General features: G+C 44.3%; 26 protein-coding genes. 1 reads left to right on the forward strand and 25 read right to left on the reverse strand.

The genetic code is table 11. The annotated features are described in order from the left end of the window. Positions 1-3: 3 nt before the first annotated feature. The 14 genes from urtB to UJ203_RS12260 all read right to left on the reverse strand — a co-directional run bounded on the left by urtB (position 4) and on the right by UJ203_RS12260 (position 12,628). Entirely contained in the window at positions 4-906 is a 903-nt protein-coding gene (gene urtB / locus UJ203_RS12195; RefSeq protein WP_322011091.1) for an urea ABC transporter permease subunit UrtB, read from the reverse strand. 32 nt (positions 907-938) lie between these two features. Further along, positions 939-2,195, reverse strand: coding sequence for an urea ABC transporter substrate-binding protein (gene urtA / locus UJ203_RS12200; protein ID WP_322011094.1), 1,257 nt, complete (start codon positions 2,193-2,195; stop codon positions 939-941). 198 nt (positions 2,196-2,393) lie between these two features. Next, positions 2,394-2,582 (reverse strand): CsbD family protein, encoded by a 189-nt coding sequence (locus UJ203_RS12205; protein WP_024123146.1) that lies wholly within the window; start codon positions 2,580-2,582, stop codon positions 2,394-2,396. Positions 2,583-2,655: 73 nt separating this feature from the next. After that, positions 2,656-3,135 carry a hypothetical protein gene (locus UJ203_RS12210; protein ID WP_024123147.1) on the reverse strand — a complete coding sequence of 160 codons (480 nt, stop codon included), beginning with the start codon at positions 3,133-3,135 and terminating at the stop codon, positions 2,656-2,658. Between the two features lie 201 nt (positions 3,136-3,336). Next, positions 3,337-4,470 carry a tetratricopeptide repeat protein gene (locus tag UJ203_RS12215; RefSeq protein WP_059353697.1) on the reverse strand — a complete coding sequence of 378 codons (1,134 nt, stop codon included), beginning with the start codon at positions 4,468-4,470 and terminating at the stop codon, positions 3,337-3,339. Between the two features lie 178 nt (positions 4,471-4,648). Beyond that, complete coding sequence (gene moaA / locus UJ203_RS12220; RefSeq protein ID WP_322011097.1) at positions 4,649-5,674, reverse strand: GTP 3',8-cyclase MoaA; 1,026 nt, start codon at positions 5,672-5,674, stop codon at positions 4,649-4,651. Next, positions 5,671-6,477, reverse strand: a complete 807-nt coding sequence (fdhD, locus tag UJ203_RS12225; protein ID WP_322011099.1) for a formate dehydrogenase accessory sulfurtransferase FdhD — start codon at positions 6,475-6,477, stop codon at positions 5,671-5,673. Before fdhD ends, moaA begins: the two co-directional genes overlap by 4 nt. A 100-nt stretch (positions 6,478-6,577) precedes the next feature. Then, on the reverse strand, positions 6,578-6,739 hold the full coding sequence (locus UJ203_RS12230; RefSeq protein WP_044159716.1) for a hypothetical protein: 162 nt from the start codon (positions 6,737-6,739) through the stop codon (positions 6,578-6,580). A gap of 90 nt (positions 6,740-6,829) precedes the next feature. Continuing rightward, positions 6,830-7,504, reverse strand: a complete 675-nt coding sequence (locus UJ203_RS12235) for a vWA domain-containing protein (protein ID WP_229044178.1) — start codon at positions 7,502-7,504, stop codon at positions 6,830-6,832. A 320-nt stretch (positions 7,505-7,824) separates the two neighbouring features. Further along, the gene (locus UJ203_RS12240) at positions 7,825-8,508 is read right to left on the reverse strand and encodes a vWA domain-containing protein (RefSeq protein WP_024123154.1); all 684 of its coding nucleotides are present in this window, start codon (positions 8,506-8,508) and stop codon (positions 7,825-7,827) included. Between the two features lie 435 nt (positions 8,509-8,943). Then, positions 8,944-9,975, reverse strand: coding sequence for a stage II sporulation protein D (spoIID, locus tag UJ203_RS12245; protein WP_105954100.1), 1,032 nt, complete (start codon positions 9,973-9,975; stop codon positions 8,944-8,946). 195 nt (positions 9,976-10,170) lie between these two features. Continuing rightward, complete coding sequence (gene murA, locus UJ203_RS12250; RefSeq protein WP_024123156.1) at positions 10,171-11,481, reverse strand: UDP-N-acetylglucosamine 1-carboxyvinyltransferase; 1,311 nt, start codon at positions 11,479-11,481, stop codon at positions 10,171-10,173. Positions 11,482-11,514: 33 nt separating this feature from the next. Further along, entirely contained in the window at positions 11,515-12,255 is a 741-nt protein-coding gene (locus UJ203_RS12255; protein ID WP_106019715.1) for a YwmB family TATA-box binding protein, read from the reverse strand. A gap of 142 nt (positions 12,256-12,397) precedes the next feature. Then, positions 12,398-12,628 (reverse strand): DUF1146 family protein, encoded by a 231-nt coding sequence (locus tag UJ203_RS12260; RefSeq protein WP_024123158.1) that lies wholly within the window; start codon positions 12,626-12,628, stop codon positions 12,398-12,400. Positions 12,629-12,805: 177 nt separating this feature from the next. On the opposite strand from UJ203_RS12260, the gene UJ203_RS12265 reads away from it, so the two are divergent. After that, entirely contained in the window at positions 12,806-13,279 is a 474-nt protein-coding gene (locus tag UJ203_RS12265; RefSeq protein ID WP_322011103.1) for a hypothetical protein, read from the forward strand. A 34-nt stretch (positions 13,280-13,313) separates the two neighbouring features. Here UJ203_RS12265 and UJ203_RS12270 read toward each other — a convergent pair whose 3' ends face one another. From UJ203_RS12270 to glyA, 11 genes are all read right to left on the reverse strand, one after another. Continuing rightward, the gene (locus UJ203_RS12270) at positions 13,314-13,712 is read right to left on the reverse strand and encodes a F0F1 ATP synthase subunit epsilon (protein WP_010332228.1); all 399 of its coding nucleotides are present in this window, start codon (positions 13,710-13,712) and stop codon (positions 13,314-13,316) included. A 23-nt stretch (positions 13,713-13,735) separates the two neighbouring features. Next, a complete protein-coding gene (atpD, locus tag UJ203_RS12275; protein ID WP_024123162.1) occupies positions 13,736-15,157 on the reverse strand; it encodes a F0F1 ATP synthase subunit beta in 1,422 nt (473 codons plus the stop codon). Positions 15,158-15,182: 25 nt separating this feature from the next. Then, positions 15,183-16,043 (reverse strand): ATP synthase F1 subunit gamma, encoded by an 861-nt coding sequence (gene atpG, locus UJ203_RS12280; RefSeq protein ID WP_010332230.1) that lies wholly within the window; start codon positions 16,041-16,043, stop codon positions 15,183-15,185. Between the two features lie 76 nt (positions 16,044-16,119). Continuing rightward, positions 16,120-17,628: a F0F1 ATP synthase subunit alpha gene (gene atpA / locus UJ203_RS12285; protein WP_044159727.1), complete on the reverse strand. Its 1,509-nt coding sequence runs from the start codon at positions 17,626-17,628 to the stop codon at positions 16,120-16,122. 16 nt (positions 17,629-17,644) lie between these two features. Beyond that, entirely contained in the window at positions 17,645-18,190 is a 546-nt protein-coding gene (locus UJ203_RS12290; protein ID WP_101859817.1) for a F0F1 ATP synthase subunit delta, read from the reverse strand. After that, on the reverse strand, positions 18,187-18,699 hold the full coding sequence (gene atpF, locus UJ203_RS12295; RefSeq protein ID WP_024123166.1) for a F0F1 ATP synthase subunit B: 513 nt from the start codon (positions 18,697-18,699) through the stop codon (positions 18,187-18,189). The genes UJ203_RS12290 and atpF overlap by 4 nt, the downstream gene beginning before the upstream one ends. A gap of 162 nt (positions 18,700-18,861) precedes the next feature. After that, positions 18,862-19,074 carry a F0F1 ATP synthase subunit C gene (gene atpE, locus UJ203_RS12300; protein WP_003151167.1) on the reverse strand — a complete coding sequence of 71 codons (213 nt, stop codon included), beginning with the start codon at positions 19,072-19,074 and terminating at the stop codon, positions 18,862-18,864. A gap of 45 nt (positions 19,075-19,119) precedes the next feature. Further along, entirely contained in the window at positions 19,120-19,854 is a 735-nt protein-coding gene (gene atpB / locus UJ203_RS12305; RefSeq protein ID WP_024123167.1) for a F0F1 ATP synthase subunit A, read from the reverse strand. A 7-nt stretch (positions 19,855-19,861) separates the two neighbouring features. Further along, on the reverse strand, positions 19,862-20,245 hold the full coding sequence (atpI, locus tag UJ203_RS12310) for an ATP synthase subunit I (protein WP_010332235.1): 384 nt from the start codon (positions 20,243-20,245) through the stop codon (positions 19,862-19,864). A 421-nt stretch (positions 20,246-20,666) separates the two neighbouring features. Further along, positions 20,667-21,296 carry a uracil phosphoribosyltransferase gene (gene upp / locus UJ203_RS12315; protein ID WP_003235778.1) on the reverse strand — a complete coding sequence of 210 codons (630 nt, stop codon included), beginning with the start codon at positions 21,294-21,296 and terminating at the stop codon, positions 20,667-20,669. 134 nt (positions 21,297-21,430) lie between these two features. Continuing rightward, positions 21,431-22,678: a serine hydroxymethyltransferase gene (gene glyA / locus UJ203_RS12320; RefSeq protein ID WP_044159736.1), complete on the reverse strand. Its 1,248-nt coding sequence runs from the start codon at positions 22,676-22,678 to the stop codon at positions 21,431-21,433. Positions 22,679-22,740: the final 62 nt, after the last annotated feature.

Below are 22,740 nucleotides of genomic sequence, written 5' to 3' on the forward strand. Positions count from 1 at the left end.
CCCCTAATCAAGTAATCTCGTTCTGACGCTTGTGAGACCCGAAGGCCGCCATTGCAGAAAGAGAATAATAAACGCAAACACCACAACCTTGGCTATGGTGGCGCTTGTCGAATACTCTACAAATGTGCTGAGTAATCCCACCATCACAGCCCCGATAATCGTTCCTTTTAATTTTCCGATCCCGCCTAAAATGACGATCATAAAAGCATCGACCAGATAAGACGAACCGAGAGTAGGCCCGATTGACCCAAGCAATGTGAGTGAGCTCCCCGCAATACCAGCCAGCCCGCTTCCGAGCGCAAAAGCCAATGTATCTGTTTTTCTCACAGATACACCAAGACAGGATGCCATACTCCGGTTCAGTGCAACAGCCTGCATCCTCCGCCCCGCCGGAGTTTTAAACAAATAGAATCCCAGCAGCGCAAGCGTAAAAAGAACAAGCGCCAAAATAAACAGCCTTTTATATGGAAAGGTGACCGAAAACAGCGTCACTCCTCCCGACAGCCACTCAGGAGACTGAACAGCGACATTCGGCGCGCCAAAAATCGATCTGGCCGCCTGCTGAAGGATCAAGCTTACCCCCCATGTTGCCAAAAGGCTGTCGAGCGGACGGTCATATAATCGTCTGACAATCATTTTTTCAATGACAATGCCAAGCAGTGCCGCAACTGCAAACGACATGATGACCGCAATAAAAAAGTAATAGGAAAAGAGAGAAGCCGGCAAATAGCTTAAAAACAGCTGCTGAATGACATATGTCGTGTAGGCTCCCGCCATCATCAGCTCACCGTGCGCCATATTCATAATGTTCATCAAACCGAATGTAACGGCCAATCCAATCGCAATGAGAATCAAAATAGAACCGAGACTGATCCCGTTAAATAATTGAGTCACGACGGCCGACATGTTCCGCCTCCTCTCCCGCAAACGGCTTTCATTTATTTAGATAACCCCTTTGCCCAGTCGTACGTTTTTAAATACGGATCAGGTTTTACCGGATCACCTGAGTTCCATACTTCTTTAAACTGTCCATCCCCCGTGATTTGCCCGATTCTAACCGTTTTGTAAAGATGCTGTGTATCTCCATCAATTTTCACTGTGCCGCCCGGGGCCTCGAATGCAATCCCGTCAGCCGCTTTCTTCACTTTATCGATATCAAAGGACTTGGCTTTTTCAACGGCTGCCGCCCAGAGATACACCGCATTATAGCCGGCTTCAATCGGATCACTGGTCACCCTCTTATCTCCGTTCTGCTTTTTGTAATTCTTCACGAATGTATGATTTTCTACTGTATTTGTTGTTTGGAAGTAATTCCACACCGCAAAATGCCCTTTTAGCACATCTGTCCCGATCCCCCGAATTTCTTCCTCTGCGACATCCGCCGACATGACAGGAATATCATCAGCTGTCACGCCCGCATCTTTCAGCTGTTTGAAAAATGCCACGTTGCTGTCGCCGTTTAATGTGTTAAAAATCACATCCGGCTGCTTTTCTTTGATTTTGCTGACCAGCGTACTGTAATTCGTGTGGCCGAGCGGCGTATACTCTTCACCGGCAACTTCTCCCCCAGCAGCTTTTACTTGCGCTTTAATGATTTTATTGGCTGTTCTCGGGAACACATAATCCGAGCCGATCAGAAAGAATGTCTTGCCTTTATTCTTCAGCAGCCAATCGACAGCCGGCACGATTTGCTGATTCGTCGTTGCTCCGGTATAAAAAATATGAGGTGATGACTCCATGCCTTCGTATTGCACCGGATAGAACAGCAGCCCGTTATTTTGCTCCACAACCGGGAGCATCGCCTTGCGGCTCGCTGATGTCCACCCTCCGAATACAGCCGCCGCTTTGTCCTGCTGAAGCAGCTTTCTCATTTTTTCGGCATATGTAGGCCAGTCAGAAGCCCCGTCCTCCACGACGGGTTCAAGCTTTTTGCCGAGAACGCCGCCTTTTTGGTTGATTTCATGAATAGCCAGCAGCTCTGCATCATGGACGGATACCTCGCTGATTGCCATTGTCCCGCTTAATGAGTGAAGAATCCCAACCTTCACTGAATCCCCGCTTGTGTTAATTTCAACTGTTTTTTTCGCATCTCCGCTGGCTTCCGACACTTTCTTCGGCGCCGTACATCCCGTGATCAGAATCGTGATAAGAAACATCAGAAAGACAGCCTGTATTCTAACCCCTTTGCTTTTCATCCAGAACCTCCTTTGTCTGATTGAGTCAACTGATGTCATAAAAGTTAACAACTTATGTCATTTATTATATAGAACAGGCGCATTATTTTAAAGAATATTTAAAAAATTTAGATACTTTAACCAAATCGATTGTCTTTTTTGTCATATTTATTCACATAAAAAAGGCAAGAAACAATGTTTCTTGCCTTGCCGATCTGATTAATCTTTATCTGTGAATTTATCCTTCGCTTCACCGATACCCTTTTGGACCTCGCCTTTTGCCTTATCTTTTTTGCCTTCAGCCTGCATGTCCGTTTTGTCGGTCATATCTCCAACTTTATCCTTCACTTCTCCCTTGGCTTTATTTAAGCCGCCTTTCATTTTATCTTTTACACTATCGTTACCCATGTATCATTCTCTCCCTTCATTTAAGTGTGTACTTGTTACCTTCCCGATCTGAGCAGCGATAAACATTTGAATATTATTTATCGATTTCATAACGCTCTCCGTAACGGAGCACCTTGTAGAGCGCCAGCCCGTCAGATGATTTATTTTCTGAGTAACGGACCGGCAGCAGGGCAAAAAACACATAATACGTAGAAAAGTAGACAAACTGATAGAAAAACACATTTGGCTCCAATACACTGTGTATAATGAGCAAATTCACTGCGAAAATGGTTATTAAGTTAAACAGGCAGCCTCCGGCATAAACGAGTGCGTGTGAGAATCGGTTGTCGATCTTCAGCTCACCGTACCGGCAAAACGAATCCATAAAATAAATGGTTCTGACCTGTATCGGCCCGATCTTGAACAGTTTTTTGCCCATTCCGATATCCAATGAACCCTTCCCGCCAAAAACAAAAGCCATAAAGCTGTGCCCGGCAACATGTATAATAGATACAAGCGGCAGAACGATGAGGAAAGACCATAGAAACTTCACCATATCATCAAATCCAAACATTGAATTCCCCCTCACGCTTGTCATAAACAACAACACATATGCACTCCGCCTTTTCTCTGTTTCACAAAATCGCGGCTTTCCATTCGTTTGTGTTCAAAAACAGTATGTAGCGATTTTTCCTGTTCTCCACGGAAATAAACGTCCCGATGCTCCCCTTTTTTTGTATAATAAAAAAACCATCCGGCATCAGATGGTTTCGTCTTACACTTGATATAAACAGTCTTCCTTCAGAATCAGCGCTCTCATGCTGACCGCTTTTTCATAGAAAAACACCGCATCTTTATAGTTTTCATGAAGGCTGGAATATGCAGCCGCATCCAGAGCAAATTCCTCAATATACACATACAGGGACTTGGCTTCCATATAATCAAATACCTCTTGAATCATATCCATATTAACGGATTCCACATATAGAGCCTGCAGAAATTTATATTTTTCCAGACTGAAGCTGTCGTTTCGTTTTCGGGCGATGGCAATCCCTTTTTCATAATAATGCATAGCCGCCTGTTCTGCCTGTTTTTTGAAGAGTACACGCGTTAAGCTGAACAGCGCTTTCGGGAGCTGCTCCAGCTGGTGTTCTTCAAAGACAGGAAGCGCTTTTTCAAAGTATGCAGCCGCCTGGTCCAGCTCTCCTTTTTCATCGTAACAGTTCCCCATGTTGTAGAGGGCTGATCCGATCAAGCGGGGCTGTCCTTCCAGTAAAGCCAAACGATAAGCGTCATCGAGATGCTCGAGCGCTTTTTCATAATTTCTGTAGTCTATATAGTTTCCTGATATGACAAAATGGCATTGAATTCTTCTGACCCTGTAAAAATCATGAGCCTTGTAGGTCTCAAGCGCCTGTATCGCATGATTCATGGAAAAGTGGGTCTGCTTCATAATATAAAATACTTCCGCTACTTTAAAATGAAATTCCGCTCTTTCAATATCATCCTCTACAAACGCAAGCATTTTCTCAGCTTTCCGATAGAAAGATATGGCTGAGATGTAATTGTTCTGCTCAAATTCATACATCCCTCTGAACAAATGAAAATAATACTCAGATAATCCCGAGATGCTGTCCTTGCTGCTTTCCAGCCTCTCGATCAATTCACGATATTGGAGCTGAGATTCCTCGTGCAGGTCGGGCTTTACATAATCAAGCATAATTTGATGACGGTAGCTGATCAGCTGATAGTACAACAGAAGCAGCTGATCCTCTTCCATATGTTCTATATCATGATCAATCTCTTCCTTCAGCTGAACGGCATCAGCCACTTGAAATGCTAAAATGTGCTTATACCACTGATTGATTTTCACTCCTACTTGAGATGACGGGATCTCGTAAGCGGCCATGCCTCTCCAACCCTTTCTATGAACTAGTGGTTATATTTTATCATATTGTATGGCTTTAGAATTAAAATTTCTTCCAGTGATTCCTTCTTTTTGCCTATCCTTATATTTTTCGGTTTCTGATTGGATTTTTTGCACTTTTAAAAAGCTTACCGGACTTAGCCGATAAGCTTTTATCATATTAACCGCCAATATAAGACATTTCCACTTTCTTTTTGCCTGCTGTTTTTGAAAGAGTCCGGTCAACTGAATATTGGTCTATCCGATTCTTCCACACTGTGCCGATCATCGCTGTCAGCTCGCCGTCACTTAATCCCTGCCGAACCGGCGCTCTGAGGTCATATCCGCTTGAAGCGAACAGGCAAGTAAACAACTCACCGCGCGCAGACAGGCGGGCCCTGTTACACGAGCCGCAGAACGCATCAGATACAGAAGAAATCACGCCGATTTCGCCAGATCCGTCCAAGTAGCGAAACCTTGAAGCAACTTCCCCTTTATAATTGGGCGCGATCGGCTCAACAGGCATGTATTCATTGATTACATCAATGATTTCCGCCTTTGTCATGACGTCTTTCTTTTCCCATTGGTTGGTGTTGCCGACGTCCATAAATTCGATGAATCTCAAGATATGCCCTTTTTCTTTAAAATAGCGCGCCATAGGCAGGATATCTTTTTCATTGACGCCCCTTTGGACGACCATGTTGATTTTAACGCCGAGCCCTGCTTGTTTCGCCGCTTCAATGCCTTCAAGCACCTTGCTGACAGAAACCCCTCGCCCGTTGATCATTTTAAAGCGCTCGTCCTCTAATGAATCAAGGCTGATGGTCACCCGTTTCAAGCCGGCTTCTTTGAGCTTCTCGGCATAAACAGGCAGCAGCGACCCGTTTGTGGTCATCGCAATATCACGGAGACCCGGAATGCGGGCCAGTTTTTTGATTAATTCGGGCATGTCCTTTCTCATGAGCGGCTCTCCGCCGGTCAAGCGGATTTTCTCAACTCCGAACCTGGTGACAAACAGCGTCGCAAGCCGTTCCAATTCCTCAAATGAAAGCAGCTCCTCTTTCTTTAAAAAAGGATAATCCGGGCCGAATAACTCGGCTGGCATACAGTACGTGCATCGGAAGTTGCAGCGGTCTGTAACAGAAATGCGAAGATCTCTGAGCGGTCTGTTCCTTTTATCTAACATCTGGCGAGATTCTGTATTCATTGCTGCAGCCCCTCCTGTCCCCCAATTCTCTCGGGATGTGTATATACATTAAAAGATCCGTTTCTCACAAAACCGATCGCTGTGATATTTAATTCTTCTGCCATTTGAATCGCAAGCTCTGTCGGGGCCGATTTTGAAATCACAATTGACACGCCGATTTTTGCCGCTTTTAACAGCACTTCTGATGAGATCCTCCCGCTGAAGACAATCAGTTTATCGCGGACCGACATTCCATTCAGCAAACAATGTCCGTATAATTTATCAAGCGCGTTGTGACGGCCGATATCTGTTCGCATCAAAAGCACTTTCTCCGTATCGCAAAGCGCCGCATTATGCACGCCTCCCGTCTCCTGAAATGTCCCGCTCCCTTTTTGCATGTCTTTCATGAGCGCCAGACAAGATTCAGGCGAAATCTTCATTTGGCTGACAGCCGTCTTGGCGGTTTTGACATCCTGCTGAAAATAAAAATGGCGGCCCTTTCCGCAGCACGAGCCGATTACCCGTTTCGTATATTCCTGTTGATCCAATGTCTCAGGATGAACGAGATCGACATACACAAAACCGAGACTTTCATCTATTGTAAACCTTTTAATCTCTTTTTGAAATCGAATAACACCCTCAGATGCGAGAAATCCGATGACGAGCTCTTTGATATGCTCCGGTGTGCAAACAAGCGTGACAAACTCACTGCCGTTCACCATCACCGTCAACGGATATTCTGTCACCATCCGGTCGGTTTGCCTGCTCATTTCCCCTTGTTCATAACGCCATATCTCCCTGACCGCAGTTACTTTATCGTTCAATGTCTCTTCCCCTCCGCAATGTTCCTGCCTTTATATTTTTTCACACTCCTCAGATTTTGTCGAATCCTGTTATAAAAAAAAGAGCCCATTCTAAAGGACTCTACGTTTGGTTATGCTGATTCTTTTTCAGGATCATAAACAGCACAAGAGCTGCGATCAAAGTGAGCATGCTGACAAAAAAGAAAGCTGCCAGTTTCAGAAAAACACCGAGCAATATGAAGGCCACGGCGGCTATAAGGAATATCAGTCCTAACAATCTCATGTTTTCAACCCCTTTTACGGGTATCATTCCCGCCGGCCCTGTTTTTAAACCAATAGAAAAAGGCGCCTGGGGGAGCGCCTTTTCATTCGGTTACTCAGTAAATTTTTGTGCTTCTTTTTCCCAGGCCTGCTCAAATTCTTCCGCGCTGTCAGCTGAAATATATTCTCCGCCGCCAGCAACAGCCGCCTGTTTCATTTCCGCGTTTCCTTTCACATCAAAGTTGAAGCCGATAATATTTACAATCGTATCTACATTCGCTTCACGAAGCTTTTCAATTTCATCAGCAGGATTTCCGCCGCATGTTTCTTCACCGTCAGTGATTAAATACACCACGTTTTTCCCGTCTGCATCAAACGCTTCAAATTCTTTTCTTGTATCAGAAAGCGCTTTGGCAATTGGCGTCCAGCCGGTCGGTTTGACGCCGCTTAATGAATGGTCAAAGAGCGTTCCTTCATATGGATGGAGGCCGTAAATCGTTTCTGTTGTGCTGCATGAAAGAGCCTTTCCGGAAAGTTTATTGTTTCCCGCATGTCCAAAGACGCGAAGCATCAGATTTGTATCCTCAGGAAGCAGCTCGGCAAAAGACTTTACAGATTTTTTGGCAATGTCTATTTTTCGTTCTCCTCCTGTTTTTTGAACCATACTTCCGCTTCCATCAAACAGGACAGCTACATTCGTGTCGGCTTTTTTCTCAGCGGCAAAAGACGGTGACGCGATGGAGACAGTCAACAGTCCAATAATACCGGCAGTCAGTAATTTTTTCATGTTCAACTTCCTTTCTTTATCATATTTTCCAACCATTTGTTGGATTCTTCTTTATGCTAGAATATGAAACCACAAAATGATATAGGGCAAGCTGCCTTTTATCTCCCTTTCACTCTCTATTCAAAATCGCTGGAAACCTCAATATTTTTTAGCCATTTCCACCCAAAAAATATAGAAAGAATGTGACACCATTCATTCTTTCTTCTCCGTGATCAGGAGAGAAAAGCTGAAATCTGTTACTATGCTACAGGCGGGCAGCTGCTTACTTTTGAACGTTTTGTTAAAAACAAAAAGAGGCTGACCTTCCAGCCTCTTTTTTCTTATTTAGATAACATCAGTGATTGCTGAGTGAAAATTTTCTCAACATCTTTTTGCGTATAAGCAGGGAAATATTCTCCGCCGCCGACTTTAGCAATTGCGTTCAGCTGGCCTTTATACCCTTCTTTATAGTCAAATCCAATCACATTTACTGTGATGTTGTCTTTATGAAGTTCTTTTGCTGTTTTGATCGGGTTGCCGCCGCATGTTTCCTCACCGTCTGTTAGCAGGTAAACGACTTTTTCTCCTTTTGCATCAAGCTGATCGAAAGAGGATTTTGCCTCGTTCAGTGCTTTTGCGATCGGTGTCCAGCCAGTCGGCCCGATTGTGTTAAGAGAATTGAGGAAGCTCTGTTCGTTAAAGCTTTGGAAGCCGTATACGTTGCGAATGGCTTCGCATGATTGAACTTTTCCGGAATTCTTATTGTTTCCTTCTGAACCAAACACACTCATTTTCACTTGAGTGTCCGCAGGCAGTGAGCTTGCAAACTTTGAAATTTCTTTTTTGGCTGAATTAAATTTAGATACACCGTCTATTCTTTTCGCCATGCTTCCGCTAGCATCTAGCAAAACCGCCACGTTTGCCGGAGCTTCAGCCTTCGGTTCTGTTTTTTCAGCAGCAAAAGCAGGTGACGTCAGTCCAAATAGCAATCCTGTCATCATGATCAGTGAAAATCTTTTCTTCATGTTCGTGCCCCTTTTCAAGTTTGTTTCTGCGTGCAGATGTTCAACGCTGAACATAACTAATCGTAATCGACAAAAACAGAGAAATAAATAGGGCGGGCTTCCCCATTGCCGCTGTTTACTTTTGCATAGAAACCTTTGTTTTTATTAGTGATTTCCGCCTAACAGCAGGATGAAAAATCATGATTGTCAGCCTTTCGCCTTTCGTTATATGAGTCTGTCGAAGCCTGTCGATCAATGTGGATTACTTTACCACAATCTCAGTGTCAGCAAATATGAAAAAGGAACTGATTCCCTCATCATCATATAGGCTGTAAAATACGCAGGAGGCCTTTAGAAGGCCTTTAGAAGGTCTTTAACCGCTCTTACATAAAAATAGACTAAGGAACAGAATATACGCTTAAAAACGGCAAAAAAGACGCTTTATGAAGCGTCTTTTTATTTCTTCGCCATATATTTATTTAAAAACGAATCGGCGGTTGAAACCTGTGTTCCTTGATAATAGTACTTCACAATCTCATCAACTGTTTTGCCCTCTTTCGCCATAAAATTGGCTCCATACTGGCTCATTCCCACACCGTGTCCAAAGCCTTTTGTGGTAATGGTAATGGTGTCTCCGTTTCGTTTCCATTCAAAATCAGCTGAATTGAGGCCTAGCTTTTCGCGTATGTCCCTTCCTTTCAGCGTCTTGCCGTTAATGACGGCTGTTGCCACCTGATGGCCCGGTGTCTCTCCGGTAATTTTTCCGACTGTATTTGACCCATTCAGCTGGACGCCAAGCTTTTGTTCAAATTGCGCCACTGTAAAGGTTCTGGTGGCTTTATACTTCGGAGACTTTTTATCCCAAGAGCTTTTGACGCTTTTTAAATAAGGAATGGCACTTGTCCAATATGCTTCCGCATTTTCTGTATAACCGTTGCTTGTGGAGAAAAAGGAGGCTTCAATCGGCTGGTTGTTGTACGTTAAGATTTTGCCTTGCGTACTGGCAACCGCATCTGTGATTTTTTTCAGCTTTGCTTCATAATCTGCGCCCCACTGTTTCTTCAGCTCCGCTTTGCTTTTGTACACCTGAAACATCTGAGTATCATCCACCAGCGAGCCTTTAGGGGCCTCTACTGCAGAATTTGAGACCATCAGTCTGACAATAAACGTTCTTGCGGCGAGAGCCTGAGCCTTTAGCGCTTCAGGTTCAAAGGTAGCCGGCATTTCGGAGGCGACGACTCCGATGACATACTCTTCAAGCGGAATATCTTCTACGGATTGATTGGCGGTTCGATAGACTGGAATAGAAACAGGCGATGCTTTCAATGTTTCCGCTCCTTTTGATTCTTGTATCGTGTTGACTGCTGTCTTTCCTGATTCTCCTCTGGCCCCGGCTTCTTTATTATGCTGAAACGGGATCACTAAGAGTGTGGGGACCAAGAGAATCAATGCACATAGTACGGATAGTGTGATTGCGAATTGTTTCATATTCAGCTGCCTCCTGCTCGGGATTCGACTCTAGTCTAGTCTATGGGCAGGGACAAGCTAATATGACTCTCCTTTTGGACAGAAACTTTATTTGTCATTTACGTATTCTTTTTTGCTATTTTGCGCATAATGATGATAATACACTAAAAATAAAAAACCAGTATGCCAGAATGACATACTGATTTTTTCAATCCTTTATGCGTTTAAGTCTGAGACAACTTCTTTGCTTTCTTGCTCAGAAGCAGACTCATCGTTTACACGTTCGATGTCTGCACCAAGACCGGCAAGCTTCTGATGGAAATCAACATAACCGCGGTCTAAGTGTTTCAGTTCAGTAACACGTGTATGACCTTCAGCCACTAACCCCGCAAGAATCAACGCTGCGCCTGCACGCAAGTCAGTAGCTGCAACTTCAGCTCCTTGAAGCTGTACAGGGCCGTTAATAATCACAGAACGACCTTCAATCTTGATATCACCATTCATACGGCGGAATTCTTCCGCATGCATAAAACGGTTTTCAAAAACAGTTTCCGTAATCATGCTTGTGCCGCTTGCACGAAGCAGAAGCGCCATCATTTGTGACTGCATATCAGTCGGGAATCCAGGGTGAGGCATTGTTTTAATGTCGATCGGTTTCAGTTCTTTCGGACCGATCACACGAAGGCCTTCTCCTTCATCCTTAATCGTAACACCCATCTCTTCCATTTTTGCGATTAAAGAAGTGAGGTGTTCAGGAACCGCTCCTTTAACTAAAACATTTCCTTCAGTGATTGCAGCGGCAACCATGAATGTGCCCGCTTCAATACGGTCAGGTATAATATGGTGTCTTACGCCGTGAAGCTTGTCGACTCCTTCAATTTTAATGGTGCCGGTGCCCGCTCCGCGGATTTTTCCGCCCATGCCGTTGATATAGTTTGCTAAATCAACGATTTCAGGCTCTTTCGCCACGTTCTCAAGCGTTGTTGTTCCTTCAGCTAAAGCAGCTGCCATAATCAGGTTTTCTGTTGCTCCCACACTTGGGAAATCCAGATAGATTTTTGCGCCTTGCAGACGGCCTTTTACTTCAGCTTCAATGAAGCCATTACCGACTTTAATTTCTGCGCCCATTGCTTCAAAACCTTTTAAATGCTGGTCTATTGGTCTAGATCCAATTGCGCATCCGCCCGGAAGCGCTACTCTTGCATGACCTGTACGCGCAAGAAGCGGCCCCATGACAAGCACAGATGCACGCATTTTACGCACATATTCAAAAGGTGCTTCAGTTTGCAAAGCGTATGAAGCATTTACAGTGACTTCATTATTCTCAAAATGCACATCTGCTCCTAAATGACGCAACACTTCATTAATTGTATATACATCGGAGAGCGTAGGTACATCACAAATTACGCTTTTTTCTTCACTTGCTAATAAAGATGCAGCGATAACTGGTAAAACGGCATTTTTAGCGCCTTCAACTTTGACTGTGCCGTTTAACTTTTGACCGCCGCGGACGATGATTTTTTCCAAGGTATTCCCCTCCGCGTCCCTAAATTCTCTATATTAATATTCAGTCGTAACGATTGGTGTGCCAACCGTAACGATATGTTTTCCGCCCATTCCTGCACTTCTAAGTGCAATTTGCAAATTCATTTTATGTTCTGAGGTCATGATAGACTCTTTCCACTCATCTGTATACGCAGAAATAGAAACGAAACTTGGCTCAACTACATGTTCAACAGATCTTGCTTGAAATTCATTTAATAACTGATTTGCTTTTTTTTGCAAAACAATATTCATATTATCATCTAAATGACCATTTAGACAAGTAAAAATAACTACTTTTTCTTGGAATATCCCGAGTGCCTGCCGTTCAAACTGTTCATATGTATCATTCCAGCTAATCGGTGTCTCAAGACTCATTTGCTCATATAATAAATACGAAGTTGGGTTGTGTTTTTTGAGGGTTGTGACAAGCTGCAGTTTAAAAGAAGTATGATTTTTTTTGTCAGTATACGTGCCAATGGCCTTTACTATTTGGTCTTCCTGTGCAAGTGCCCAATTATATTGACGATACTCTGATTTTAAACGTTGCACTTTTTGATAAAATTCTTTTTCGGTCAGAGACATATTTTGTTTTGCATGCAAAGTCCACTTATCAATTGACACATTCTGGCGTTCCATTCCCTCTGCAATTTGTGCTAATGGCGTTAACTCACTCGCATGAATCGTATGGAAAACAGCAATGACGAAACTTAATACAACAGATACAATAATAGCATAGCTTACTTGTTTTTTCTTCATTATGATCTCTCCCCCTAATCTCCAGTTTTACCGGAGGCAAGGGGTGCCATACGTGGAATTCTTCGTCAAAACTCGCGTGATTACAGGAAGCGATTTAACCCGCTTCCCCAGCCATTCCCATGTTTTCGGCAATCAAAACCTATCAAAATAAATAGGGAAGCTGCTGTGAATAATTAAGGTAATCCAAAAAGAAGTTTCCGACAGTCGTTCCGATTGCAATGGTCAGCAAAATCATTAGAAGTCTTGCCTGCAGGACTTTGCCTTTTCTGATTAACGGATCAATATTGACGGCTTGAAGCGCCCACCAAGTGACCGCGATAAAAATCAAGTGAACGATAATGCCAATTGCAGCCTGCTGTCCCAATACGCTCATCTATACGCACTCCTTTCATCCATTCTCCGCTTTATACCCTTTCTTATTATATAAGAAGAAGAGATAAAGATGATACATTTTATACAGAACGGAATATTCATCCAAAACTAGGGCTAATCCCCGCTTAAACAGCGGCTCTTTTGCATGGTATACTTTTTTGGAAAGGAGCTGGCAATTATGAATCATTCATTTTTTCAGCCTGAAAAGCAATATGGTGAGGACTTGCCTGTATTTGAGCAGGAATGGGAAGCAATTGCATTCTATTATGATTATAGACAGTCACAGATTGAAGAACTGAATGAATTGTGTCAGTTTTATAACATTTCTCTCACCCAAACGAGAGAAAGCCTTGAAGAGCTTGAACATCTTTATTTTCAAAGCATACAAGAGCTTTTGCTTGCTGACTGGAATCTTCCTATTGAAGAATTCGAGAAGATGATCAGTGTTTATCTTATAGATTGTGTGATTGCCCATCACGAAGATGCCGAATGGATCGTAAAGCCTTATCCGTATAGAGACGGGGCCTATACAATGGGCTTTAGAAGACACCGTAAATCATGGCATACCGTGAATTGCTGTGAGCGTTTATACTTGCGTCAAAAAGAGAGTCAGCCGCTGCTGTCACTGTTTGATTCTCTTGTGCAGTCATAAAAAAATCCTTCTCATGAAGAGAAGGATTTTTTTATTATTTCCCTGCTACATCCAATCTGTTCAAAGCCCGCTGTAATGCAAGCTCAGCCCGACGAATGTCAGTATCATCTGATTGAGAATTCAAACGCTCCTGCGCCCGCTGACGTGCAGCTTCAGCGCGCTCTTTATCGATGCCTTCCGCTGTCTCAGCAGTTTGGGCAAGGATGGTCACCTGATCAGGACGAACTTCTATAAATCCGCCGCTGACGGCAACCAATTCAGTCTGTCCGTCTTTTTTCAGACGAACAGCGCCGATTTTAAGAGGAGCCACGGTTGGAATATGACCTGGCAAAATACCGAGATCGCCGCTTTCGGCTCTCACACTCACCATTTCGATATTCGCATCGTATACTGGGCCGTCGGGAGTAACGATATTGACTTGAACGGTCTTCATGCTTTTACCCTCCTAGGACCAGTTTAAACTTCTACACCCATTTCTTTTGCTTTCTCAATAACTTCTTCGATACGGCCTACAAGACGGAACGCATCTTCAGGAAGATGGTCGTATTTGCCGGCTAAGATTTCTTTGAAACCTTGAACCGTTTCTTTTACAGGCACGTAAGAACCTTTTTGTCCAGTGAACTGTTCAGCCACGTGGAAGTTTTGAGAAAGGAAGAACTGAATGCGGCGTGCGCGTTGAACGACAAGTTTATCTTCGTCACTCAATTCATCCATACCGAGAATCGCAATGATATCCTGAAGCTCTTTGTAACGCTGAAGCGTTGATTGAACTTCACGGGCAACCGCATAATGCTCTTCTCCGACAATTTCTGGAGCAAGGGCGCGTGATGTAGAAGCCAACGGATCAACCGCAGGGTAGATACCCATCTCAGTTAACTTACGCTCAAGGTTTGTTGTCGCATCCAAGTGAGCGAACGTCGTTGCCGGCGCCGGGTCAGTGTAGTCATCGGCAGGCACGTAGATCGCCTGGATAGATGTAACGGATCCAACGTTTGTAGACGTGATACGCTCTTGAAGCTGACCCATTTCAGTTGCAAGCGTCGGCTGATAACCAACCGCAGAAGGCATACGGCCGAGAAGGGCAGAAACCTCTGAACCCGCTTGTGTGAAACGGAAGATGTTATCGATGAAGAACAGTACGTCCTGTCCTTGCTCATCACGGAAATGCTCAGCCATTGTAAGACCTGTCAGTGCAACACGCATACGTGCGCCCGGCGGCTCGTTCATTTGTCCGAATACCATGGCTGTTTTGTTGATTACGCCGGAGTCGCTCATCTCGTAGAAAAGGTCGTTCCCTTCACGAGTACGCTCTCCTACGCCGGCGAATACAGAGATACCGCCGTGCTCTTGCGCGATGTTGTTGATCAATTCCTGGATTAATACGGTTTTACCTACACCGGCACCGCCGAACAATCCGATCTTACCGCCCTTGATGTATGGAGCAAGCAAGTCAACAACTTTAATTCCTGTTTCAAGGATTTCAACTTCTGTTGAAAGCTGATCAAATGAAGGAGCCTGTCTGTGAATCGGGTCCTTCTTCGCATCCGCAGGTACCGGCTCATTTAAATCAATATTTTCTCCGAGTACGTTAAATACACGGCCGAGTGTCACATTACCAACCGGAACTGAAATCGGCGCTCCCATATCGACAGCTTCCATTCCGCGCTGAACACCATCCGTAGATGCCATTGCGATTGTACGGACTGTGTCATCGCCTAAATGAAGAGCGACCTCAAGCGTCAAATCAATACCTACTTCGTTTTCACTTCCAGCCGGCTGTGAAATTTTAATCGCATTATATATTTCAGGTAAGTGACCGTCTTCAAAACGTACGTCGACAACTGGTCCTAATACCTGGCTAACGCGTCCTTTCTTCATCGCTATCCCTCCTGACAAAATCTTTCTATTCTAAAGCGGCTGCTCCGCCGACAATTTCCGTAATTTCTTGTGTGATCGCTGCTTGGCGAGCGCGGTTGTAAGAAAGCGAAAGTGAATCGATAAGATCCTTCGCATTGTCTGTCGCGTTTTTCATCGCCGTCATTCTTGCAGCATGTTCACTTGCTTTACTGTCAAGAAGCGCACCGAAGATTAAGCTTTCTGCGTATTGAGGAAGCAAAACCTCCAGAACCTCCTCTTCAGACGGTTCAAATTCATAAGACGCCGTTCTTTTTCCGCCGCCGCCCAAATCAGATAGCGGCAGAAGTTTTTTCTCCGTCACTTCTTGAGAAATGGCGCTGACATAATGGTTATATACAAGGTGCAATTCATCAAATGCACCGTCTATAAACATTTGAATCGTTTGACGGGCAAGGTCCTTAATTTCTGAAAACGACACTTCGTCTCCAAGTCCTGTTAACTCAGAAATGATCGGAATGTCGCGTTTTTTAAAGAAATCACGGCCCACTCGTCCGATAACGATCACTGCATACTCATCCTTAGACTGATGACGTTCTTGAATGGCCTGATAAGCACTTCGTAAAACCGAACTGTTAAAAGCGCCAGCAAGACCGCGGTCAGATGTAATAACGAGGTATGCCGTCTTTTTCACTTCTCTGCTGAGAAGCATCGGATGTTTCGCGCTGCCGGATACTTTTCCGACATTTGATACAACCTCTTGGATCTTATCCATATATGGCACAAATGATTTTGCATTGTTTTCAGCACGATTCAGCTTAGCTGCAGATACCATCTGCATGGCTTTTGTAATCTGGCTCGTTTTTTTCGTTGACGTGATCCTTGACTTAATATCGCGTAATGAGGCCAAAGATTTCACCACCTTTTCTCTTCATTTGCGTAAAAAGAGAGAAAAAGAGAACCTTTTTCTCTCATCAGCATTCGAGTTAGTTGCTTGGTGCAAATGTGCGTTTGAAGCCTTCGATTGCAGCTGCGAAGTCTTCATCAGCAGGAAGGTTCCCTGTTTTTGCAATTCCGTCAAGCAGCTCTTTATGGTTTTGGTCAAGGTACATGTAGTACTCTTCTTCAAAACGTCTGATGTCCGCTACAGGAATATCATCAAGATATCCTTTTGTCAGCGCATAAAGAATGGCTACCTGTTTTTCAACCGGAAGCGGCTTGTTCAGATCCTGCTTCAGCACTTCAACTGTGCGCGCACCGCGGTTCAGTTTCGCCTGAGTCGCTTGATCGAGGTCAGATCCGAATTGAGCGAATGCTTCCAGCTCACGGTATGATGCAAGATCAAGACGCAATGTTCCTGATACTTTTTTCATCGCTTTGATTTGCGCGGAACCGCCGACACGTGATACAGACAATCCGGCGTTGATCGCTGGGCGTACGCCTGAGAAGAACAAATCAGATTGCAGGAAGATCTGTCCGTCGGTGATCGAAATAACGTTTGTCGGGATATACGCTGAGATATCTCCGGCTTGAGTTTCTACGAACGGCAGAGCTGTAATTGATCCTGCGCCTTTCGCGTCGCTAAGCTTTGCTGCACGCTCAAGCAGACGGGAATGAAGATAGAATACATCCCCCGGGAACGCTTCACGGCCTGGCGGACGGCGAAGAAGCAAGGACAGCTCACGGTAAGCAGCCGCTTGTTTAGAAAGATCATCGTATACCACAAGAACGTGCTTGCCATTGTACATAAATTCTTCTGCCATTGTAACCCCTGCATACGGAGCAAGGTACAGAAGCGGTGCCGGCTGTGACGCAGACGCCGTTACAACAATTGTATAATCAAGCGCGCCGTGCTTACGCAATGTTTCTACTACGCCGCGGACTGTAGATTCTTTTTGACCGATCGCTACATATACGCAGATCATGTCTTGGTCTTTTTGGTTTAAGATCGAATCGATCGCAACAGATGTTTTACCTGTTTGACGGTCACCGATGATCAGCTCACGCTGGCCGCGTCCGATCGGAATCAGTGCATCAATTGCTTTAATACCAGTTTGAAGCGGTTCATGAACGGATTTACGGTCCATAACACCAGGTGCCTGGCTTTCGATCGGACGTGTTTTGCTTGTGAGGATCGGGCCAAGACCGTCTACCGGCTGACCTAACGGGTTCACAATACGGCCGATTAATTCTTCACCGACAGGAACCTCCATGATGCGGCCTGTTCTTTTTACTTCGTCCCCTTCACGGATCTCTGTGTAAGGTCCTAAGATAACGATACCTACGTTTGATTCTTCAAGGTTTTGAGCCATACCCAAAACGCCGTTTGAAAATTCAACAAGTTCACCGGCCATACAGTTGTCAAGACCGTGTACACGAGCGATACCGTCACCGACTTGGATGACTGTACCTACGTCATGAACTTCAATTTCAGATTGATAATTTTGTATTTGCTGTTTTATCAGCGTGCTAATCTCTTCAGCTTTGATGCTCACTTAGGTTTCACCCCTTCTATCGATTTTCCCCGGCAAGTTGACGTTCAATGCGCTGAAGCTTTCCGCTTACGCTGCCGTCAAAAATCCGGTTTCCAATGCGGACTTTAATGCCGCCTATTAAATCCGTCTGCACTTCATTTCTGATTCTCAGAGAAGCGACTCCGGCTTTTTTTGCAAACACTTGTGATAATGATGAAATTTCCGCATCCGTCAGCGGTTTAACTGAATATACAATTGCGTCTTCTGTTTGACGGGCCTCGTTTGCGAGTTTCACAAACTCATCTGTGAGATCAGGCACAATTGATGCCCGATGACGGTCAATCAAAAGAAAAATCGTATGGAGCACGGACTGTGATAAAGATCCAAAAGCGTTTTGGATGAGTTCTTTTTTCTTTGTGCCCGGCACCTTCGGATGGTTTAACACATCATTTAGCGCTTTTTCATTTTGAAATACTTCTTTTACAACTTTTAGCTCTTCTTCTACCTGATTGAGCTGAGAGGACTCATTGGCAATATCGAAAAGAGCTGATGCATATCGTTTAGAGACAGCTGATCCACTCATCGGCTTTCTCCTACCTCTTTAAGATAGTCCTGGATCAATTTCTCTTGAGCCTGTTCATCCAGTTCTTTTTCGATCACTTTCGACGCAATCATGACAGAAAGAGACGCTACTTGCTCACGGAGAGCAGAAACCGCCTGTTCTTTTTCCTTCACGATTTCAGTTCTGGCTGCTTCTTTCAGACGTTCAGATTCTGCACGCGCAGCCTGAATAATCTCTTCTTTTTGGTTCTCTCCCAGTTTCTTCGCGTTTTCGATAAGCGTTTGGGATTCCTGTCTTGCTTCTTTTAACATAGCGCGCTGCTCATCAATAAGCTGCTGCGCTTCTTTATTTTTTTCTTCAGCAGACGTAATTTCTCCAGCGATATGATCTTCACGCTGTTTCATTATGTTTAATAGCGGCCCTAAAGCGTATTTCTTCAGAAGCGCTAATAAAATTAACATAGCTAACAGTTGGAACAGGATATCTCCGCCGTTAAACGACAGTCCTAGTTCAAGTGGTAATTGAGACATCTACTACGGCAACTCCCTTCTGCAGGTTTTTCTTTGCTGATCCAGCAGCCGCACTTGTCTCTTTTCAGCCGGCAAGGCGGGATGCTTATCAGACATAAAGCAATGGCGAAGGTTCTCTTGGAATGATCTTCGCCATTTTTAGTTCATATAAGGCTTTTATGCTTAGCCAAAGAACGCTAAGAATGCGATAACGACAGCGATAATAGGAAGGGCCTCAACTAATGCGATACCCATGAACATAAGAGTTCTAAGTTCTTTACCTGCCTCCGGCTGACGGGCGATTCCCTCTACCGTACGTGAAACAATCAAACCGTTACCAATACCTGCACCAAGTGCGCCTAAACCAATTGCAATCGCAGCTGCTATTAAATTCATGAAAAAGTTCCTCCTTTAAAATGTTATCCGTTTGGATATAATGTTTTAATGATCATTACTGATTTTATGAGACATGTACACCATCGTCAGCATCGTAAAGATAAACGCCTGGATGGCACCTATAAATAAACTGAATGCCTGCCATGCCAGCATCGGCAGAATGGCACCGATTGTACCGACAAGTCCGAGAACCACGCTTTGCGAATAGAAGCTTGTCGCTAATCCCGCAAGCAGGCCGAGAAGAATCTCACCGGCGAAGATGTTACCATAAAGCCGCAAACCGAGAGTCAGCGTATTCGCAAACTCTTCTATGATTTTCATCGGGAGCATGAACGGAACAGGTCTTAAATACTCCTTGGAATATTCCTTGAGCCCTTTCATCTTTACACCATAATAATGGGTTAAAGCGACGACCATCACGGCAAGCGTTAATGTAATGGCAGGATCGGCTGTCGGAGATTTCCACCAGAGCTCATGTCCGATTGTGACAGAGAACGGCAGCCCCAGCATATTCGACACAAATATGTACATCAGCAATGTGACACCAAGTGCCAAGAAGTTAGCCCCTGTTTTCAAATCCATTGTACTGCCGATAATATTGCGGACAAAATCAACAATCCATTCCATAAAGTTCTGGGCTTTTCCGGGACGGATCGAAAGCGTTCTTGTGGTAAGGATGGCAATCAATAACACGATCACACTCGCCACAGTAATCATCAGAATGTTTGTCAGATTAAAAGTAAGTCCTAGAAATTCAATAGTTCTGTATTCATGATTCAAAGGGTTTTCACCTCTCTTCCATTGATGAACGTTTAAGCTGGATAAAGGAATCTATCATAATGACAGGATAAATTGTCATTAATCCAATAACTGTACTTGCCATATGAAAATGCTCGGGATATTTATAGGCGACAGCCGCAGCAAGAATCGCATTGCACCACCGCGCTGCGCTCCCAAGGGATCGTATGGACTTGCCTTTCGCAACGGCCCTGTCAAAAGCATTCATTCTTCTGACGAGCAGTAAAAAATTAAACAAACTGAAAACAGTTCCCAGAATAAGGCCTAAAAAAACGGTTTTATACGCTGTTAAACCATAACCCAGTACATACGCTGCCAAAATGAACAATAGATATTTTCGTTGTCTGCTAAATTGTAGCTTGGGATCGTCCATCAACTATCTGTCTCCTGATGAAAAAATAATGTATTTCTTGGATACGGCAAAATCAGCGGTTAACCCTAGTAGAAGACCTTTTTTGTCCGGCAAAACGGGCCTGTTCGAAAAAATCATTCATCCGCAAGCCTTGCAGGGATGCTGTTTCATTCGCTTGAATAAATCCTCATAAAACGGGTTTTCTGGGAGGATTTACATTGGGGATGAGGACTATAATGAAAGCTATGAAAACCTTCTCATAATACCCTCGTTTAGCATACAATAGCCCCTAACATGTGTCAATCTGTTTAAAGTTAAAAAACTTTTTATACTGTAAGCCTCCACAGAATGTTCACATTTTCACCTATAATTGTATAGAGATTCACCGAATAGCAAATAACTGGATAACAAAAAAAGAAAACCCGTTGGCGGGTTTTCTTTTTTATTTTGTTCCGAACATACGGTCTCCTGCGTCTCCGAGACCCGGAACGATATAACCTTTTTCATTTAATTTTTCATCAAGCGCCGCTATGTAAATATCCACGTCAGAATGATGCTTCTGCAATTCTTCCACACCTTCAGGCGCAGCTACGAGACACATGAAACGGATGTTTTTCGCACCGCGTTTTTTCAGGCTGTTAATCGCTTCAACCGCGGAACCGCCTGTGGCCAGCATCGGGTCAACCACGATGAATTCACGCTCTTCTACATCAGAAGGAAGCTTCACATAGTATTCCACGGGTTTTAAGGTTTCAGGATCACGGTACAGACCGACATGTCCCACTTTTGCCGCAGGGATCAGTTTCAAGATGCCTTCAACCATTCCTAAACCTGCTCTGAGAATAGGAACAACCCCGAGTTTTTTCCCTGAGATGACTTTTGATTTCGCAGTCTGAACCGGTGTGTTGATATCCACTTCCTCTAGAGGGAGATCACGGGTAATTTCAAACGCCATAAGCGTGGCTACTTCGTCTACAAGCTCTCTAAAATCCTTCGTTCCTGTCTCTACATTCCGAATATATGTCAGCTTGTGCTGAATTAAAGGATGATCAAATACATAAACCTTTCCCATACTGTGTTTCAGCTCCTTTTTTATTGTCCCATCGACAATTTCACACTTCTATTGATTCTACAAAAAAAGACATTGAGTTTCAAGGACATCCTCAAAAAACCCGCCGGGCATAAGCCCGAGCGGGTTTTTCAATCTTAGTAATCTAATTCTTTATATAGAGGGAACTTGCCAGTCAGAGCAGCTACGCGCTGTCTTGCTTCTTCAAGTTTTCCTTCATCTTCGTGGTTTTTCAATGCAAGCGCAATGATGGCACCGACTTCATCCAATGCCTCTCCGTCAAAACCGCGGCTTGTCACAGCAGCTGTTCCGAGACGGATACCGCTTGTTACGAACGGTTTTTCAGGATCGTATGGAATCGCGTTTTTGTTTGATGTAATCCCGATTTCATCAAGCACATGCTCTGCAACCTTGCCTGTCAGTCCGAGAGAACGAAGATCAACCAGGATGAGATGGTTGTCAGTTCCGCCGGAAACGAGCTGAATGCCCTCTTTTGTTAATGATTCTGCAAGACGCTTCGCGTTTGAAATCACGTTTTGTGCGTACGTTTTGAAATCATCGCGCAATACTTCGCCGAATGAAACAGCTTTTGCGGCAATTACGTGCATCAGCGGTCCGCCTTGAATGCCAGGGAAGATGGACTTATCAATTTTCTTGCCGAACTCTTCACGGCAAAGGATCATACCGCCGCGAGGTCCGCGAAGTGTTTTATGTGTCGTTGTTGTAACGAAATCAGCGTAAGGAACCGGGTTTGGATGAAGGCCTGCCGCAACAAGTCCTGCGATATGCGCCATATCCACCATAAAGTAAGCGCCGACTTCATCAGCAATTTCACGGAATTTCTTAAAGTCGATTGTACGAGGATACGCACTTGCTCCTGCCACGATTAGCTTAGGCTTGTGAGCGAGGGCTTTTTCACGCACGTCATCGTAATCAATATGTTGAGTTTCTTTATCTACGCCGTACTCAACAAAGTTATATTGAACACCGCTGAAGTTAACTGGACTTCCGTGTGTTAAATGACCGCCGTGGGAGAGGTTCATCCCAAGTACAGTATCGCCTTGTTCCAAAATCGTGAAATAGACAGCCATGTTTGCTTGTGCGCCTGAATGTGGCTGAACGTTTACATGCTCCGCTCCAAAGATTTCCTTCGCACGGTCACGAGCGATATCTTCAACGACATCGACGTGCTCACATCCGCCATAATAGCGTTTGCCAGGATATCCTTCAGCGTATTTGTTTGTTAAAACAGAACCTTGTGCTTCCATAACCGCTTCACTTACAAAGTTTTCAGAAGCAATCAATTCGATCTTAGTCTGTTGGCGTTCACGCTCATTTTTAATGGCGTTAAACACCTGTTCGTCTTGCGCAGGTAAATGTTTCATCAGCGAGATCCTCTCCTATCCGTATCCTGTTCTTTGTTTTTACCACCACTATTGTACATGGT

It is taken from the genome of Bacillus sp. V26 (assembly GCF_034296245.1).
In the GTDB taxonomy this organism is placed as follows: Bacteria; Bacillota; Bacilli; order Bacillales; family Bacillaceae; genus Bacillus; species Bacillus halotolerans.